This is a genomic window from Bradyrhizobium zhengyangense, from assembly GCF_022012555.1.
Lineage (GTDB): Bacteria > Pseudomonadota > Alphaproteobacteria > Rhizobiales > Xanthobacteraceae > Bradyrhizobium > Bradyrhizobium zhengyangense.
This window is the reverse complement of sequence record NZ_JAKLTZ010000008.1, coordinates 265,355-281,824: the sequence shown is the minus strand read 5'-3', so window position 1 is coordinate 281,824 and position 16,470 is coordinate 265,355. Positions and strand designations below refer to the sequence as shown.

The 16,470-nt window shown below is 60.9% G+C and carries 16 protein-coding genes and 2 pseudogenes; 13 read left to right on the top strand and 5 right to left on the bottom strand.

Annotated features, from left to right (window positions below; all coding sequences use genetic code 11):
- Window positions 1-144 precede the first annotated feature (144 nt).
- Entirely contained in the window at window positions 145-288 is a 144-nt protein-coding gene (locus L6639_RS28365; RefSeq protein WP_237864895.1) for a hypothetical protein, read from the top strand.
- 883 nt (window positions 289-1,171) lie between these two features.
- Complete coding sequence (locus L6639_RS28360; protein WP_237864894.1) at window positions 1,172-1,327, top strand: hypothetical protein; 156 nt, start codon at window positions 1,172-1,174, stop codon at window positions 1,325-1,327.
- A 255-nt stretch (window positions 1,328-1,582) separates the two neighbouring features.
- Here the strand turns inward: L6639_RS28360 and L6639_RS28355 are convergent, their stop codons facing one another.
- Window positions 1,583-2,143, bottom strand: a complete 561-nt coding sequence (locus L6639_RS28355; protein WP_237864893.1) for a type 1 glutamine amidotransferase domain-containing protein — start codon at window positions 2,141-2,143, stop codon at window positions 1,583-1,585.
- A 137-nt stretch (window positions 2,144-2,280) separates the two neighbouring features.
- On the opposite strand from L6639_RS28355, the pseudogene budC reads away from it, so the two are divergent.
- Window positions 2,281-3,038 (top strand): annotated as a pseudogene (gene budC, locus L6639_RS43510) (meso-2,3-butanediol dehydrogenase).
- A gap of 22 nt (window positions 3,039-3,060) precedes the next feature.
- Here budC and L6639_RS28340 read toward each other — a convergent pair.
- The 3 genes from L6639_RS28340 to L6639_RS28330 all read right to left on the bottom strand — a co-directional run bounded on the left by L6639_RS28340 (window position 3,061) and on the right by L6639_RS28330 (window position 5,398).
- Complete coding sequence (locus L6639_RS28340) at window positions 3,061-3,738, bottom strand: HAD family hydrolase (RefSeq protein ID WP_237864890.1); 678 nt, start codon at window positions 3,736-3,738, stop codon at window positions 3,061-3,063.
- 493 nt (window positions 3,739-4,231) lie between these two features.
- On the bottom strand, window positions 4,232-4,453 hold the full coding sequence (locus L6639_RS28335; protein WP_237864889.1) for a hypothetical protein: 222 nt from the start codon (window positions 4,451-4,453) through the stop codon (window positions 4,232-4,234).
- Between the two features lie 705 nt (window positions 4,454-5,158).
- Window positions 5,159-5,398: a hypothetical protein gene (locus L6639_RS28330; protein ID WP_237864888.1), complete on the bottom strand. Its 240-nt coding sequence runs from the start codon at window positions 5,396-5,398 to the stop codon at window positions 5,159-5,161.
- Between the two features lie 467 nt (window positions 5,399-5,865).
- Between L6639_RS28330 and L6639_RS28325 the strand changes: the two genes are divergently transcribed.
- The 4 genes from L6639_RS28325 (at window position 5,866) to L6639_RS28310 (ending at window position 10,422) form a co-directional block, all read left to right on the top strand.
- Entirely contained in the window at window positions 5,866-6,621 is a 756-nt protein-coding gene (locus L6639_RS28325; RefSeq protein WP_128962296.1) for a DUF72 domain-containing protein, read from the top strand.
- A gap of 154 nt (window positions 6,622-6,775) precedes the next feature.
- Window positions 6,776-9,319: an excinuclease ABC subunit UvrA gene (gene uvrA / locus L6639_RS28320; RefSeq protein ID WP_237864887.1), complete on the top strand. Its 2,544-nt coding sequence runs from the start codon at window positions 6,776-6,778 to the stop codon at window positions 9,317-9,319.
- Between the two features lie 113 nt (window positions 9,320-9,432).
- Window positions 9,433-9,660, top strand: a complete 228-nt coding sequence (locus L6639_RS43320; protein WP_312016861.1) for an NUDIX domain-containing protein — start codon at window positions 9,433-9,435, stop codon at window positions 9,658-9,660.
- Window positions 9,661-10,080: 420 nt separating this feature from the next.
- Window positions 10,081-10,422 (top strand): hypothetical protein, encoded by a 342-nt coding sequence (locus L6639_RS28310; protein ID WP_237864886.1) that lies wholly within the window; start codon window positions 10,081-10,083, stop codon window positions 10,420-10,422.
- A 117-nt stretch (window positions 10,423-10,539) separates the two neighbouring features.
- Here the strand turns inward: L6639_RS28310 and L6639_RS28305 are convergent, their stop codons facing one another.
- Window positions 10,540-10,767, bottom strand: coding sequence for a hypothetical protein (locus L6639_RS28305; protein WP_237864885.1), 228 nt, complete (start codon window positions 10,765-10,767; stop codon window positions 10,540-10,542).
- 190 nt (window positions 10,768-10,957) lie between these two features.
- Here L6639_RS28305 and L6639_RS28300 point away from each other — a divergent pair, with 190 nt between their 5' ends.
- From L6639_RS28300 to L6639_RS28275, 6 genes and pseudogenes are all read left to right on the top strand, one after another.
- Window positions 10,958-11,374: a hypothetical protein gene (locus tag L6639_RS28300; protein ID WP_237864884.1), complete on the top strand. Its 417-nt coding sequence runs from the start codon at window positions 10,958-10,960 to the stop codon at window positions 11,372-11,374.
- Between the two features lie 380 nt (window positions 11,375-11,754).
- Window positions 11,755-12,027, top strand: coding sequence for a hypothetical protein (locus L6639_RS28295; RefSeq protein ID WP_128962290.1), 273 nt, complete (start codon window positions 11,755-11,757; stop codon window positions 12,025-12,027).
- A gap of 147 nt (window positions 12,028-12,174) precedes the next feature.
- Window positions 12,175-13,253, top strand: a pseudogene (locus L6639_RS28290) (IS630 family transposase).
- Window positions 13,254-13,969: 716 nt separating this feature from the next.
- Window positions 13,970-14,176, top strand: coding sequence for a hypothetical protein (locus L6639_RS28285; protein ID WP_237864883.1), 207 nt, complete (start codon window positions 13,970-13,972; stop codon window positions 14,174-14,176).
- A gap of 136 nt (window positions 14,177-14,312) precedes the next feature.
- Window positions 14,313-15,389 carry a glycosyltransferase family 4 protein gene (locus tag L6639_RS28280; protein ID WP_128962288.1) on the top strand — a complete coding sequence of 359 codons (1,077 nt, stop codon included), beginning with the start codon at window positions 14,313-14,315 and terminating at the stop codon, window positions 15,387-15,389.
- Window positions 15,390-15,440: 51 nt separating this feature from the next.
- A complete protein-coding gene (locus tag L6639_RS28275; protein WP_377818957.1) occupies window positions 15,441-16,409 on the top strand; it encodes a L,D-transpeptidase family protein in 969 nt (322 codons plus the stop codon).
- The last annotated feature ends 61 nt before the right edge of the window (window positions 16,410-16,470 follow it).

Below are 16,470 nucleotides of genomic sequence, written 5' to 3'. Positions count from 1 at the left end.
TCGCCAAGGATGCGCGAGAAAAGGCGTCGTCTCTCCCGCCTGGCGCAGAGAAAGACGAGCTGCTTCGCAAGGCGGGACAGGCTGACACCACGGCCCGCGCTGCGATCTGGATCAATTCGCCTGGCTTGCAGCCGCCGAAATAACGTGAAGGATTATCAAGCCTCCATTGAAAAGCTTCGCAAGGATGCTGCCGAGGCGGCGCTGATCCGCGACTCGGCTATGGATGAAGCAAAACGTGAAGTATTCAATCGTCTATGGGAGCACCTCAATCGTCTCGCTGATGAATGAGCAGGCGCTCCGAAAGGGGCAGACATAAGAGAAAAGGATCTACCTAAAAAAGCCTCCTGCTCAAAAGGAGCCCGAGGGGCTGAACGACTTTCGAGAGTTGGCCCGCGAGGGCATCGAGGAGCAGCGCGAGCAAGCGCAACAAGGCTTCCGGCGAGTTCATAGGCGTCAAGAAGCCCGCGAAGGGCAAGAAGGCTGCCAAAAAAATACAAGGGCGTGCGGGTCGAGAAGAAGGCCGCGAAAAGAAGAAGGCGCGACGATAGGAACGGACGACACAGGCGCCGGTTGAGCGCAACAACTCTGGAGGTTCGCCGTGAAAATAGTCCCGTTGATAACAGCAGGCCTGATCGTCCTTTCGACTGCCGGTGCCTCGGCGCAATCAGGCGGCGCTCCGAGCGGACGAGGAGCGGTGACCGGTGATCCCGCGGCCAGCTCGACAGCGCCGAACGCGGATCCGCGCAGCACGACTGGCATGTCACCAGGCTCGCGCAGCGGTAGCGGCACGTCCACGTCCGGCGGGAAGGATGACAACGGCGATCAGGGGCGAGACAGAATGCCGGACAGCAATATGGCAGTAAGGCCGCAGAGCGATCAGCCGCAAAAGCCGCACTGACCCCCGATAGGAACGAGGCTGGCACCCAGCCGTTGGTTCCTTGAGGTGCTGGCATCTCCGCCCCCTGAGATGTCGGTACTGAGAGCCCCGTGGCGCCGCCGCTGCGGGGCTTGTCTTTTAAGGAGCCTACGATGAGTGACCGTACAGGCAATGAACCTTCGCCGTTGATTATTTTCGGCATCGCGATCGTCCCCATCATTGCGGTATTGGCGTGGTTCGCTTTCTGATCGCGACATTCAGCCCCACTCGGGCGCTAAATCGCGCGAGGCACCTATGAAGATCGACCTACCTGGTGATTTCTCACATTATGCGCAGATGACATCGTCCGCTCAGCAATTCTACAAAGAGGCGGCGGCCTGCCGCGAAGAGGCATCTCGAAGCCTCAACGCTGTCGATCGCGAGGGCTGGGCAAAGCTTGCCCGCGAATAGGCGGAACTCGCGCTCGCGGCGGAGCGTGGCCAGATTTTCCGTCGGCGGTAGGGTGGCTGCATCCCAAGGACGTGCTACTTGCTGGATTGAGCTTCCGAGCGCAGCCCCTTCAAGGCGCCGATGGCCGTAAGCGATGCCGCCGGGATTCTAGCGTCGTGGGCGAATTTCGCGAGTGTCGTGAATGCTGCCTCGCCGGATTCGAGGATTGCGACGCGTGCTTCCGAGCCCGCCTCGTCCGATAGTTGGGCGCTCGTCTCATGCCCCGCTGCGCTGGGTGTGCCGACCTTCCTTGACCTCTTCCACGATCTTGGCGCAGAAGGCCTCGAGATCGCCCGGGTTGCGCGAGGTGATGATGCCCTGGTCAACGACGACCTCTGCATCTTCCCACTTCGCACCGGCATTCGCGACGTCTGTCTTAATCGACCTAAAGGACGTCATCTTGCGACCTCTTGCGATTCCGGTCTCAATGAGAAGCCATGGGGCGTGGCAGACGGCCGCCACGACCTTCTTGGCATCGAAGATATCCTTGATGAACTTCAGCGCCTTGGGCTCGACGCGCAGGAGATCCGGATTGATCTGCCCGCCAGGCAATACGATCGCGTCGTAGTCGGCGGCCGACGCCTCGTCGAGCGTCTTGTCGACCTTCACGGGCCGACCCCAATCCTTCTGGTCCCAGCCCTTGATCTCGCCGACGGCGAGCGACACCACATCGACCGTCGCGCCAGCTTGCTTCAGGCGCTCTTGCGGCACTTCCAACTCGGCCTGCTCGAAACCGTTCGTGGCGAGAATGGCGATCTTTTTGCCGGTCAGATCCATGGGTCCAATCCTTCATTTCGGGGTTTCCTCCAACAATCGATCGTCTCGAGCATCGTTCCTGAAAAGCCGGATCGGGCGGGAATTATGACCCGACCGTCGCGGCGACGGTAGAATTGAAAGCAGCAGGAGAGTTTCGCATGGCCGACAGGTTCCACGGCAAGGTCGTTGCAGTCACTGAAGGGGCTTCCGGCATCGGAGAAGCGACAGCGCGCCGCTTCGTTACGGAGGGCGCGAAAGGCGCTGGTCGACCGCGAGGAAGCCTCACTCGAAAAGGTGGCCAGAGCCTGCCTGCCGACCAGGTCATGGTTCAGACGGCCGACGTGTCGGATTCGCGTGCCGTCGATGGAATGGTCGCGGCCGTCGTCCGCCCCTTCGGACGGCTAGACGTCATCGTGAACAACGCCGGCGTCCGTGAAGATCCCGCTTCAATCACTGACGAGAAATGGCGGAAGGTCATGTCGACCGACATCGATGGCGTGTTTTATGGCTGCCGCGCGTCGCTGCCCACCTCGAAAAGACCAGGGGCGCGCTCGTCAACACGGCGTCGGTCTCTGTGATCGGCGGCGATTGGGGCATGAGCCCATACAACGCGGCGAAGGGCGTCGTGGTCAATCTGACGCGTGCCCTCGCCCTGGACCTCGGCAAGAAGGGCATCCGCGTGAACGCGGTCTGTCCCAGCCTGACGGGAACCGGCATGACGGAAGATATGATGGACGACAAGAAGCTGCTGGCAAAGTTCGCCGAGCGGATCTCGTTGGGTGGCGTCTGCGAACCGCAGGAAGTCGCCGCGGTCATCGTGTTCCTGGCAAGCGACGACGCGAGCTTCATGACCAGTGCCAACGTCGCGGTCGACGGGGGCGTATCCGCCTCCAATGGACAACCGCCTCAGGAATAGCCGTCGAGCGTCGTCCACCGTTCTACTTTGCGAGCGCCGTGTCGTCGAAGCGTGCGTAGAGGGTGCTCGGTCCTGAGTACACTTCGACGCACCCGGCCTCCCGCAGCGAATGTTCGGTAAATCCGCCGCAGAGGACGCCGATCGTCGGGATTCCGGCCTTGCGGGCCGCGATGGCATCGTACGGCGTGTCGCCAATCGCGACCGCTTCGGCTCCTTCGATGTCTAGCTTCTTTAGCACGACCTCAAAGATGTCCGGGGCTGGTTTGGATTCGTCGACGTCTTCTGAGGACGTCGCGACGTCTACCAAACCTGAGATGGCCGCGATGTCGAGGTACTTCTTCAGTTCATCCTTCTTCGCCGAGGAAGCCACGGCGACGCGGAGACCGGTCTCGCGGACGCGCTGCAGGAGTTTCGGAACAGCCGAGAAGGGACGGACAAGGGGCAGATAAGTCGACTTGAACCAATTGCCGCGCCACTCCTCCAGATCTCTGCCGTGTTCATTCTGCTGCTGCTCGGACAGAAAAACGGGAATCAGCTTATCGCCGCCTTTCCCGATCTGGCTGCGCACTTGCTCGAAGGTGACGTCGTGACCGAACTTGACCATCGCTTCTTGCCAAGCGAGCGCGTGGAGATCGACCGAGTCCAGAAGCGTGCCGTCAAGATCGAAAATGGCTGCTTTAGGCAATTCGAGATCCTCCATGACTGAAACTATCGAGCGACACGTACCACTCGGCGTAGCGTGTGTTCTTCACCCATGCGCCGGTTGAGGTCTGGAGCGCCGTCGTTCCAACATAAGGTCCACGGTCGCCCAGCGCGCGCTTGGCATCGTCGACGGCTCGACGCGCGGCGGATTCCGCATTCGGATCCGACGACGGCCTCGCGTCTCGATCGCTCCGGATCTCGTTCCGCTGAATTGGCGGAGCCCGGTCCTACCCTTCCTTCAACGCCGACTTGACCTCACGCACGGCCAGCTTTCGCCCCCGCGATCACGCGGACCTTTGCGTCTCCGCCGACCAGCTGAGAACTCAGATCATCGTCGGCCGGCATGACGACGATTTCCGTCTCGGGCTTCGAGTTCAGCGCCAGATCGAGATCGCCGGGGAAATTCGCCAGCGCGAGCCATCCTCAAGCTCGACGAGGTGGCTCTCGGAGTGCGATCTGATCTTCATGGCGCGGCCCAGAGGTGCCCCGCGCTACTTCTGCCCCGATGGAGCCTGGGTGTTCGAATTATTCGGGTTTTGCTTATTGGCTTCGTGATGTCCGACCGCGCATCCCGCCGCAGCGCCAAGTTTGCCATGGCCCGCCATGTGGCCAGCGACGCCGCCAACGATGGCGCCCTTGATACATCCTTTGGCTTCCGCCGGTGAAGCCAGCGCGAGCACGGACAGGCAGGTGATGACCAAGATTGTTCTCATGATCGTTCTCCGATTTGGCGACGTTCGGAGAATCAAGTCGCATGGGGGATCGTCGTTCCGCTCGGGCAGCCGATGGTCGCTGATTGCACGGTTCGCAGCACCGGAACCTCCCATTCGTGCCTCGCTGGGGAAATTCCTGAATCCCGAGATCCGGTTTTCCTCAGGGCGGCGGACTCGGAAACGCGCGCGCGGCAAAAGGCCGGCACAGAGTCTGGGGCTTGGACGGTGGCGCTGCAATCCTCTCCGAGTCGAAGCGGCCCCGTGCGTGCTCCCGAGAAAAAGGGAACCTTAACCCACCGGTCGCAACGTCATCTCAACGCCGACGGGCGAACCACAGTCCCAACACGAAGGCCGTCAGCGCGGACGCTTTCGTCATCGCTGCGGTTTCGCTGGCGTCCATGCCGTCCTCCTACGTCTAACAAAGCAAGCGTCTTGGGACCCACCGGTTCCTGGCCGACTTGCGTTATCCCCGGCGCTTGGTTTCCTTACGGTCGCTTCCACTGCCTGTTGCCCGGCCCTCGCAAGAGGAGGGGGTGCGAGCAATCGACCGCGAATAAGAACTGTCGATTGCGGCTCTCGGACGTTGACGGAACGTGCGGCGGTCGAGGCAAGAGACTGGACTGGCCCGCTGCCGCGAGCGTCGGCTGTCATCGTTGTTGAGGAATTTTGAGCGCTCCGCGACGCCGATCGCTTAACGTGCCTAGCCTAGGCAGATAGCCGCACGACATTGGCCGCCACTGTCTTGCGATAGTTGTCAATCACGTGACCCGAATGCCCGCCTTGAATGAGAATGTTGCGGGCTTCCGCCATCGCGTTGACCTTTTCGTTCACCATCAGGAACATCTCTTCAGATGTGCCTTTCCCGGCCGCGATAAGCTTCAGGCGCATGTCGATGACCTGCATGGCGTCCATCATCAGCGTCAGGGCGGGATACCAGAAAAGCATTTTAGAACTCCGGGCCCAGATGTTGAGCCGATTGGCCATATGTCCCTAACCAAGCATACGGCAAAACGGTTGTTCCTAAGTCAGACCTGGCACTCCGGGACGGTATTCTTGGGCGCGAGCTCCGAGCAACGATCCAGGCACGTGGGCTGTCATCAGGAACGACACGTGCCGCTCTCCATTATCGGACGGAGGGAAACGTGGTGTCATCATCGAATGCCGACCGATTCACAAGCAAGGCGGAGGAGTCGCCACCTGGCGGCACGGGCCGGAAGCGAAGCGGACAAGAACGCCTGGCTTCGGCTCGCTGAGGAGTGGGAAAGGCTTGCCGAGCACGCGTCTCAGGGACGGGGCATCTTCGACAGGTACGATTAGCTCAGGAATAGTCTGCCAGACATGGAGAACCTTGTCGCCTATCGTAGGCTGCTTGGGCTATCGACGATGAGAGGCATCATGTCGCGGCGCTCATCATGAGTGCCTTAGCGAGTGGTCGGCGAGGTCGGGCCAAAGCAGGGCCCGCGCTGCGGATCGGTACGGCCGGGTGGAGCATCGACAAACGCTATGCCGGCGGACTTCCAGCACCAGGAAGTCATCTCGAACGCTATGCGCGACGTCTAAACGCCGTCGAGATCAATTCCTCTTTCCGAAGAAGGCACAAACCAAGGACATACGAGCGCTGGGCGAGTTCGGTGCCTGAAGACTTCAAGTTCTCTGTGAAGCTCCCGGAAGAAATCACCCACGATCGGGGCCTGGTCGGCTGCGATGAAATCCTGAAAATCTTTGCGGCTGAAACTGCGGGCTTGGGATCGAAACTCGGGACGTGGCTCATTCAGCTGCCGCCGAAGCTCGCATTCGACGCGAAGACATTCGACAGCTTCTTCGACTTGGTCAACGGATGCAGCGATGCCATGGTCGCGGTCGAGCCGCGGAATGCCACTTGGTTCACTGAGGAAGTCGAAAGCAGATTGATTGAACGACGCGTCGCGCGGGTGGCAGCGGATCCCGCTAGGGTGCCGGGCTCCGGAGAGCCAGGTGGTTGGCGCGGTCTGGCCTATTTCCGTTGGCACGGGTCCCCCCGCATGTACTATTCCGACTACGACCGCCAGGCCCTTTTCTCACTGGGGCGGCGTCTCGAAAGCGCTCGCCTTCGGGGAGCCGAGACGTGGTGCATCTTCGACAATACGGCGGCTGGGGCCGCATTGGGAAATGCTCTGGAGCTATCGTAGCTGTGGCGATGTTTCAGAGCTCGGGACCACGCAACCCGTTCCGGAATGACCAAAGAGCCAAATGAATCAACCGACGGGCAAGGAACGGGCTGTTTCGTAGGGACTTTCCCATGTCGGAGCTGCCGCGGCTTTCGCGAGCGCCTAGGGAGGTCGCATGAACAAGCTGGTCAGCTCCGTAATCGGACGAGACATCGCAGATGGCGGCTTTGTTCGCGTTCGCGGAGCTCGAGAGCATAATCTCAAGGACGTCTCGGTCGAGATTCCTCGCAATGCGCTCGTGGTGTTTACCGGCGTCTCCGGATCCGGAAAGTCGTCCTTGGCTTTCGGGACGCTGTATGCAGAGGCCCAGCGTCGCTACCTCGAGTCAGTCTCGCCGTATGCCCGGCGGCTTTTTCACCAGATGGCAGTGCCCGAGGTGGATTCAGTAGAGGGGTTACCACCCGCGGTGGCATTGCAGCAGCAGCGCGGCTCGCCGACCACGAGGTCGTCCGTCGGCAGCGTGACCACGTTGTCCAATCTGCTGCGTATGCTCTATTCTCGTGCCGGCGACTATCCGCGCAAGCAGCCCTTGCTTTATGCGGAGTCGTTCTCGCCGAACACGCCCGAGGGTGCCTGTCCCACCTGCCATGGCATCGGCCGGGTCCATGAGGTCAGCGAACGCACGCTTGTGCCCGACGACTCCCTCACCATCCGGGAACGGGCCGTGGCCGCATGGCCGACGGCCTGGCAGGGCCAGAACCTCCGGGACATCCTGGTGACCCTTGGCTACGACGTGGACCGGCCATGGCGCGAGCTTCCGAAGCGGGATCGTGACTGGATCTTGTTCACTGATGAACAGCCGACCGTGCCGGTCTACGCCGGATACACAGCAGCCGAGACGAAGCGGGCTCTGAAGCGCAAGGAGGAGCCGAGCTACCAAGGCACCTTCACGGGAGCCCGAAAATATGTCCTGCAGACCTTCGCCACGACGCAGAGCGCAATGATGAAGCGACGGGTATCGCGGTTTCTTTCGAGCTCGTACTGCCCTGTCTGCGGGGGTAAGCGGTTGAAGCCGGAGGCTCTGTCGGTCACCTTCGCCGGGATGGACATTGCTGACATCTCGCGGTTGCCGCTCAAAGGCTTTAACGAACTTCTGCGATCGCATGCGCTCAGTGGGGGCGCCGCCTCCGGCGACCATCCCGAAAAGGTTTTGGTGGTCCGGCGGATCCTCGAGGACATGCTCGCGCGCCTTGACGTATTGCTCGATCTCGGGCTCGGCTATCTGACGTCGGAACGTAGCACACCGACGCTGTCCCCGGGCGAACTGCAGAGGCTGCGCCTGGCGACGCAGGTTCGATCAAATCTGTTCGGTGTCGTGTACGTACTGGACGAGCCTTCGGCTGGTCTGCATCCGGCGGATACCGAGGCGCTGCTGCGCGCGTTGGACCGTCTCAAGGCTGCCGGCAATTCGCTGTTCGTCGTCGAACACGAGCTTGACGTTGTCAGGCGAGCGGACTGGATTGTCGACGTCGGGCCGGGCGCCGGAGAGCACGGCGGCCAGATCCTGTACAGCGGACCGCTGTTGGGCCTCGCCGACGTGAAGGCGTCGCGAACGCGATTATATTTGTTTGGTGAGGCCGAGAAGCGCATCAGAAAAACGCGTTCAGCAGCCAATTGGTTGAAATTGCGGGGAGTGGCCCGTAACAATCTTGATAGCGTCGACGTGGACATTCCCCTTGGCGTGTTCACATGCGTCACTGGAATATCAGGATCGGGAAAATCCAGTCTCATAAGCCAGTTCCTGGTGGACACGATCAGCGACGGCCTGGGCCAGCGCGTGGACGTCATCGACGATGATGACGGTCTCGAAGCCCCGATTGAGACCCTGGGTGGGGAGATCACCGAAGGGTTCGACCAGATCAAGCGTCTCGTCGTTGTCGACCAGAAGCCGATCGGGCGCACGCCCCGGTCGAACCTTGCAACCTACACAGGCCTGCTGGACCACGTCCGCAAGCTCTTTGCATCCACGAAGCAGGCGCGCGTCAGGCACTACGATGCCGGCAGGTTTTCGTTCAACGTCGCGAAAGGGCGATGCGAAACCTGCCAAGGTGAGGGCTTCGTCTGTGTCGAGTTGCTCTTCCTTCCCAGCGTTTATGCGCCTTGCCCGACCTGCAAGGGCGCTCGCTACAACGCCAAGACGCTGGAGATCAAGATTCGCGGCAATTCGATCGCCGACGTGCTTAGAATGACCGTCGACGGAGCGTTTAAGTTCTTCTCCGCCGACGAGTCGTTGCGGCGATCGCTGGGTGTCCTCAGCGAGGTCGGCTTGGGCTATATCCGGCTTGGCCAGTCTGCCACGGAGCTGTCGGGAGGGGAGGCGCAGCGTGTCAAGCTTGCCACCGAACTACAGCGGGCTCAGCGAGGGGGTACGATCTATGTTCTGGACGAGCCGACGACAGGGCTGCATCCGTCGGACGTGGCGAAGCTGATGAAGCAACTTGGCGGGCTCGTTGAGGCTGGAAACACCGTCGTCGTCGTCGAACACGACATGTCTGTCGCCGCGGCCAGTGACTGGATCATCGACATCGGCCCGGGGGCCGGCGACGAGGGCGGCAAGATTGTTGCGGTAGGTACGCCGGAGCAGGTTGCAGCCGACTCTCGAAGTCGAACGGCGCGGTATCTCGCTGATTGCATCGGCGGCTCGCTCGATCGAGCTTGAAAGGGTGTGGGTTCGGGCTTAGAGGTATTACCTGCCTGCGGCTTCATTTGGTGGAAGAGAAAGCGTGGGCGTGTCCAGCGAACTCCCGCAAGAGCCAATGTGAGCGCGGTATATTGGGCTATCGCCGTGGACCGCGCGGCTTCGAGGTGCTGCTGGTTCACCCTGGCGGTCCATTCTGGCGCAACATGGACGAGGGCGCTTGGTCGATACCGAAAGGAGAGATCGACGGTTCGGCCGAAGAGAGGGCCCATCGCGAATTTGCCGAAGAGCTCGGCCCCGCAACCACGATCGGCTCGCTAGAAGGTCTGGGAGGGGTCCAGCAGCGCGGGGCAAGCGCGTAATCGCCTTTTACGGTGAGGTAGACTTCGATGCGACAACGCTATCGAGCAACACCTCGAGATCGAGTGGCCGCTCAGGAGCGGTCGGCGCCAGTCCTTTCCGGAGATGGACTGCGCTGAATGGCCCGATCTGGAAACTGCGAGGTCGAGGATTCTGTCCGGCCAGGCTGAGCTCATTGATAGGCTCGCCGCAGCGTCATGGCGCTCTACTAACTATAGTGTCCATTGCAGTCCGTTCGACTGGCGACGCCGAGGGCTTCAAGACCATCGCGATCATCCTGGCGCACGCGGCGCGGGTTGGGCCAAGCGCGGCGGCGCTCATCCTAATCTCGGCCACCGGCAGGAAGCTCAAGGATCCTTCTCAACAGCGTCCAGGTGACGGTACTGAAGTCCCCGGTGAGCTATCCCGACGGTTTCGCGGCAATGGCCGATCTCAAGCGGGATATGGCGATCCTTGCGACCAGCGGCAGGGACTGGATCGAATGGACCAAGCGCATGGCGGCTCGCGTCCCCGACCTGGACATCTTCTCGCAAGGATTGATCGAGCGCTTGAACGGCGGCTGGCGCGTCAGCGAGAAGGGGCGCGCGATCCTTGCTATCAAGGAAGCACGGCCGTCCGAGTCGGCGACGCGTGGCGAATCTGGTGTAATCGAGCAACCAATAGAGGGCGCTCCCCGACCTGCTGCCTCGGTACGGCTCGGGCGGCCCAACCGCCAACAGCGACGCCAAGCCGCTCGAGAACGGGCCCGCGCCAAGCCCTCCTAATTGAAAGACTCCCCGATTGCTTCAGCGGCGCGGGCGGCGTTCCACCCCCAAAAGACAAACGGCCTGTCCAATCATCGGGCAGGCCGTCCGAGCGAAAGTCACACGTGAGTTCAGGAATTACTGCTCGGTGCAGACCTTAGTGGTCTTCACGGCTGACTCCGCTTCGGTCTTGGTCTTGTAAACGCCGTCGCCTACCACGGTCGTGGTGGTGGTCGTGGGCTTGGTGTCCACGACGGTGCACTTCTTGGTCGATGCATCGCGCACAACGTAGAATTCGGCGGCGCTGGCGGCCTGGGTGGCGAAGGCGAAGGCGGCGAGAGTGCCGCACAGGATCAGCTTCTTCATGATTTCTCCTCCAATGGTCTCTTAGTAGTCATCGCCAACGGCATGGTGGGCCGGAGGTTCCGCTTATTCCCGATGACCATACAGGCAAGCAGCAGTGAGTTAGCAGGAAAACGCCATCATTTCGGAGGGAACAACTGCCGAAAATTCCCGTTGATTCCGCAGCCGCTAATGCTGCGGCCGATTGCGGGTGATGATGCCTCTGCTTAGATATTTTTTGTTCACCGGGAGCGTCCTACTGGCGCTGCTTTCCGTCGCCGATCGCTATCTTCCGCCGTCGTCCGAGACCGTCGCGCCGATCGACGTCGACCGCTCCATCATCCGGATCCGCTCGGCGCAGCATCTCCCCGAAAAGATCGTGTTCAACACTGCGCATCCGCCCGTCGTCGTGGCAGCCGCGCCACTCGTGAAGGATCCCGGCGACGACAATCTTAGGCGGTCGGTGGCGTTGGCCACGGACGAGGTCTCTTCGCCGGCCGGACCGTCGCGAATATCGGCGGCAAAAGGAGTGCCGCAGCGTCACGCGGTCACCCCCAACGCCGAGTCCGGAAGGAGCCCGAGCGTAGACTGGTTGCAGAAGATCGCGGATTGTTTGGCGCATGGTGAATGAAACGAACGTGGAAGGCGGGCGAGCCCCCCGCAACGAGGTCGTTGTGATCGGGATAGGCGGAACGAACTTTAGGAGAGAAATATGAAAGCAATCGGAGTGACTGCGGCTGTTGTGCTGAGTGCGATGGTGACGCTTGCGGGGCCAGCGTCGGCAAGGTTGGGAATGGCGCCATCATCTGCCCCGCAGGACGAAACGGTGATCCAAGTCCGCGGGGGCGGACACGGCCTTGGGCACCATGGCTGGCATGGCGGACGCGGGCATCATTACGGCTGGTTCAGGGGCCGCGGCAACCCGCATCGCTATCGTTGACGAACCACCGTGACAGAGGCGCCGCAGCGCGTGCGCCTCTGCCACGGGCGCTTGGAGAGAAGCGAAGCAACATGGATCAGAAGAAACCGCTCAAACAGGTACTGTCAGATATTCGATCAACCGGCGCGCAAAATCCACCCGCGGCCACTTCGTCAGCGAACTTCGAGCATCTGAGCGACCAGAGCATACTACGTCTGTACGAAAGCATACGCCATCAGGTCGAGGCCGATAGAGCGATGGGCGGCAGGTATCGCCTGGTCGGAGAGGCGGCCAAGACGAGAGCGCAGGTGCTGCGGGCCGCATTACTGCAGCGTGGACTGCAATTCAAGGAAATCCAATGGTAGCAGGAAGAAGTCCGCCCGCTCTTCACGCGCCGCAAAGGTCGATCTCCACGGCGATCGGAATGGTTTCTAGTGTCTTGAATCTGAAGTTCAGCGGACTCCAAATCGACTCGAAGATGGCGGACTCTCCCCTTTTGGGGAGGATTGGTTATGGGTCGACGCTTTGCTCCGCTGGAACTGAATGAGGTTGAACTCACAGAGTTGAGGTCGTTAGCCGCGCGCCGAAGCACGGCCCAAGGCCTGGCGCAGCGGGCTCGGATCATCTTGGCCTGCGCTGAAGGCGAGCAGAGCAAGGTAGTTGCGGCCCGCCTGGGTATCGATCAGGACACGGTCGGCAAGTGGCGCTGGCGCTTCGCCGAGCATCGGCCTGAAGGTCTTTGGGACGAGCCGCGATCGGGAACGCCGCGCACGATCGAGGATGCCCGGATCGAAGCGGTAATTGTCCGCACCCTTAAGACGAAGCCGCCTGACGCTACCCACTGGAGTTCGCGGGGTATGGCGCGGGCCAGTGGGCTATCAGTCTCAACAGTCCAGCGGATATGGCGTGCCTTTGGCCTGCAGCCGCATCGGTTGGAGACCTTCAAACTCTCAACCGACCGCGACTTCGTCGCCAAGGTGCGTGACGTCGTCGGCCTCTACGTGGCTCCGCCCGAGCGTGCTATCGTGCTGTGCGCCGACGAGAAGTCGCAGATCTAGGCGCTGGACCGCAGCCAACCCATGTTCCCGATGCGACCTAATCAGGCGGCGCGACACAGTCACGACTACAAGCGGCACGGCGTCACCTCGTTGTTTGCCGCGCTCGACATTGCAACAGGGCGGGTCATCGGCAAGTGCTATGGACGCCATCGCGCCAAAGAGTTCCGCAAATTTCTCGATTCGAAGCCGTTGTTCCGGGCGATCTGGACGTCCATCTCGTCATGGATAATTACGCAACCCACAAGACGCTGCTAATCCGCAACTGGCTGGCAAAGAGGCCGCGCTGGCACGTGCATCTGACGCCTACAAGTGCGTCCTGGCCCAATCAGGTCGAACGCTTCTTTGCCCTCATCACAGAGCGCAAGATCAGGCGCGGCATCTATCGCAGCGTAGCGGCGCTACGGGCCGAGATTACGTCCGTCATCGAACTTCACAACGCAGACCCACGGCCGTTCCGTTGGACCAAATCAGCCGACGACATTCTCCGCTCAATCGAACGCTTCTGCGCTTACAACTCGCCCGCGAAGGTCTAAAATGCCACGAACTTTTGGTTCAGGACACTAGCGCCGAGTTTGGTTTTGAGCATGGACGTCGAATTGGCCGCCGTCTTGTAGGAAACGCCGAGTTCTGAGGTGACTTCCGCGATCCGGCGACCTCGCTCCAACAGATGTCAGAGAAGCAACGGTCTGCTCCCAAAGGCGAGAGGAGATGAAGCGCTCTCCCGCGCCGCTGCGCCAGTTCGGGTCCGGATCGATCGGAAGACCAGTGTCGATCACGGTCACGTCGGAATGCTTCCTGCAAAAAGCCAAGATAGCCGGTATTTGCTGCGGACGCTTCCGAATCTGGACGGAAGCGTCCGCAGCAAACAGGGATCAGCAGCCCCATATGACCACTCGATGATCATCGAGATCAATACCTGCACGATCGTCGTCCTATGCTTCAAGAAGGGCTTCGGAGGGAGAATGTCGAACTCGATTGGAGTTTCCTGGTAACGGCAGCCAATCTTTGAGCGGTCCAGGACGCATTCTTAGCATTCTTCTTCAAGAGACGTCCCCTCAACTGGAGCGATCGCAGCTTCTGAGCCGCGCGTCCTCGGCATGATGGGATTAAGCTTCGGCGACGAGGGCGACTTCCATCATTGAACCTGGCTTCTACGCAATCTCGTCTCGCCCATTAGTTTTCCGGGAAAAAGTGGAAACCTTGGCCGTGGCAGGAGTTGCCGTCGACCAGTGTTTGACGGAGCCGGAAGATGGTCGACGACATCCCGCTGAAAAAAGCCGTGGATACCGTGTGGTCCCTCTATAGAGCGAAACATCGCGACATCGATGCCGCTGACAGCCGTCGCTATTTGATGGAACGTCATCTTCAAGGAAGGTGCGAGGCGCGCGTAAACGAGGTCGACGAACTCACCGGGTTCGGCCTTGCGTACCTCGACCGTCTCCCAGACGAATGTTGAGGCTCATGGAGACCTTCGCCAAGCGAATTGCCGAGGGCACCGCCCGACCGGAGTGGACGCTCCTAGCAATCTCCGAACTATTATCGATTGCCGTCGTGCTGCTGCTCCGATCGTTTTTTCCGGTTTAGGGGCATTCATGCGCATAGCTCAGCTGGCCCCCCTTGCCGAGAGCGTTCCTCCCAAGCTCTACGGAGGCACCGAGCGGGTCGTGGCTTGGTTGGTGGACGAACTGGTCGAGCTCGGACACGACGTTACACTCTTTGCGAGCGGCGATTCCAGGACGAAGGGCCGGCTCCATCCGGTATGGCCGCACGCTCTGCGCTTAGGGCGTCAGGGCGTCGATCCCAACGCGGCTAGCGCGGTGCTGCTGGAAGCCATCGCCAAGCACGCAAAGGATTTCGACGTGATCCACGCGCACATCGATTGGCTGCCGCTTCCGCTGCTGAGCCGTCTTGATGTCCCCTTTCTGACAACGATGCATGGGCGGTTGGACCTTCCGGGCCTTGCCGACGTCGTAAGACAATTTCCCGGGGCCGGTTTCGTCTCGATATCGGACAATCAACGCGTGCCGCTCCCAGAAGCGAACTGGATTGCCACCATTAGGCATGGCCTACCGTCCAACCTGTTCAAGCCGTCTTTCAGCCCTGGATCCTATCTCGCCTTCCTCGGCCGCCTCACCAAGGAGAAAGGCCCTGAGGATGCGATCCGGATCGCGCGGGCGACCGGGCGCCCGCTGCGCATTGCCGCCAAGATCCCACGTGGCGAGACCGGATACTTCAAAAAGAGCCTCGAACCGCACATCGACGGCCGCGCGGTCCAACTTGTGGGAGAGGTGAACGACGCCAAAAAGCAGCCGTTCCTCGCCGACGCCGCGGCCCTCCTGTTTCCGATCGATTGGCCAGAGCCTTTCGGTCTCGTCATGATCGAGGCGATGGCCTGCGGAACTCCCGTGATCGCCTACCGATCCGGGTCCGTGCCCGAAGTCGTCGAGGACGGCGTGACGGGTTTCATCGTCGAAAACGAAGACCAAGCGGTAAGGGCGGTTGGTGACCTTGGCCGTCTGGACCGGCGCACGGTGCGCGCCCGCTTCGAAGCGCAGTTCGCGGCAGGCCGAATGGCGCGAGATTATGAACGCGCATACCGCAATCTGATCGCCGCATCGAGCGCCAAGGAAGCCCGTTTTCGCGAGGATCCGGACTCATCAAAGCCATGAAAAGGTAGGGCCATGTGGTTCAAAAAAGCCAAGCTGGTTGCCGTGCTGCTGATGGTCGTGGCCAGGCCGGCGTGGAGTGCCGAGATGGGGTCCGCCGCCATCGATGCTGCCGAACCGACGAACAAGACCTTATCGAACACAAAGCCGACGCCGGCGGGGGTTCGCCTGCAGGTGCTGCTCGACCGGGCCAAATTTTCGCCAGGCGAGATCGACGGAAGGTTCGGCGAAAACGCCAAGAAGGCGCTGAGGGCCTTCGCGGAAGCGCACCAGCTGTCAAGCTCGGACATTCCGACTGATGACGTCTGGAACGCACTCCACCCCGATGATCGGCGGGTCACGGCAAATTACACCATCACGCAGCAGGATATCGCCGGGCCGTTTCTGAAAAAACTCCCTTCAAAGATCGAGGAAATGAAGGACCTGCCGAATCTCGGCTTCACCAGCCCGCGAGAAGCATTGGCCGAGAAATTCCATATGAACGAGGAACTACTGTCGGCGCTCAATCCCGGACGTCGCTTCGACCGTGTCGGAGAGACCATTGTCGTCGTAGATGTCGGCGGTGAAGAAGCCGAGGCGTCCTCGAAAGCGGACAGGGTCGAAGTCGACAAAAGCCGTCAGACGGTGAAGCTGTTCGACAGGTCGAATGCGCTGATCGGCTTCTACCCGGCAACGGTTGGAAGCGAAGAGAAGCCCTCGCCGACCGGGACCTTGAAGGTGACCGAGATCGATAAGAACCCGACCTACCGGTACAATCCGGACTATCATTTTAAAGGCGTCCGCTCCCGAAAACCTTTCACCATCAGGCCAGGTCCCAACAACCCGGTGGGCACGATGTGGATCAACCTTTCCGCCGAAGGATACGGGATCCACGGCACACCGACGCCGGGCAAGGTTTCGAAGGCGGAATCCCATGGATGCGTCCGCTTGACGAACTGGGATGCGGAGCGGGTCGCCGCACGCGTGGCGAAAGGTACAGTGGTCGCTTTCCTAGAGAGTTCCGATCGAAAACAGAGACCTTGAGCTATGCCGGGGATATGGGAGCTTTCCTCACATCAAGAGGCAACTGCCACAATTTCCCGAA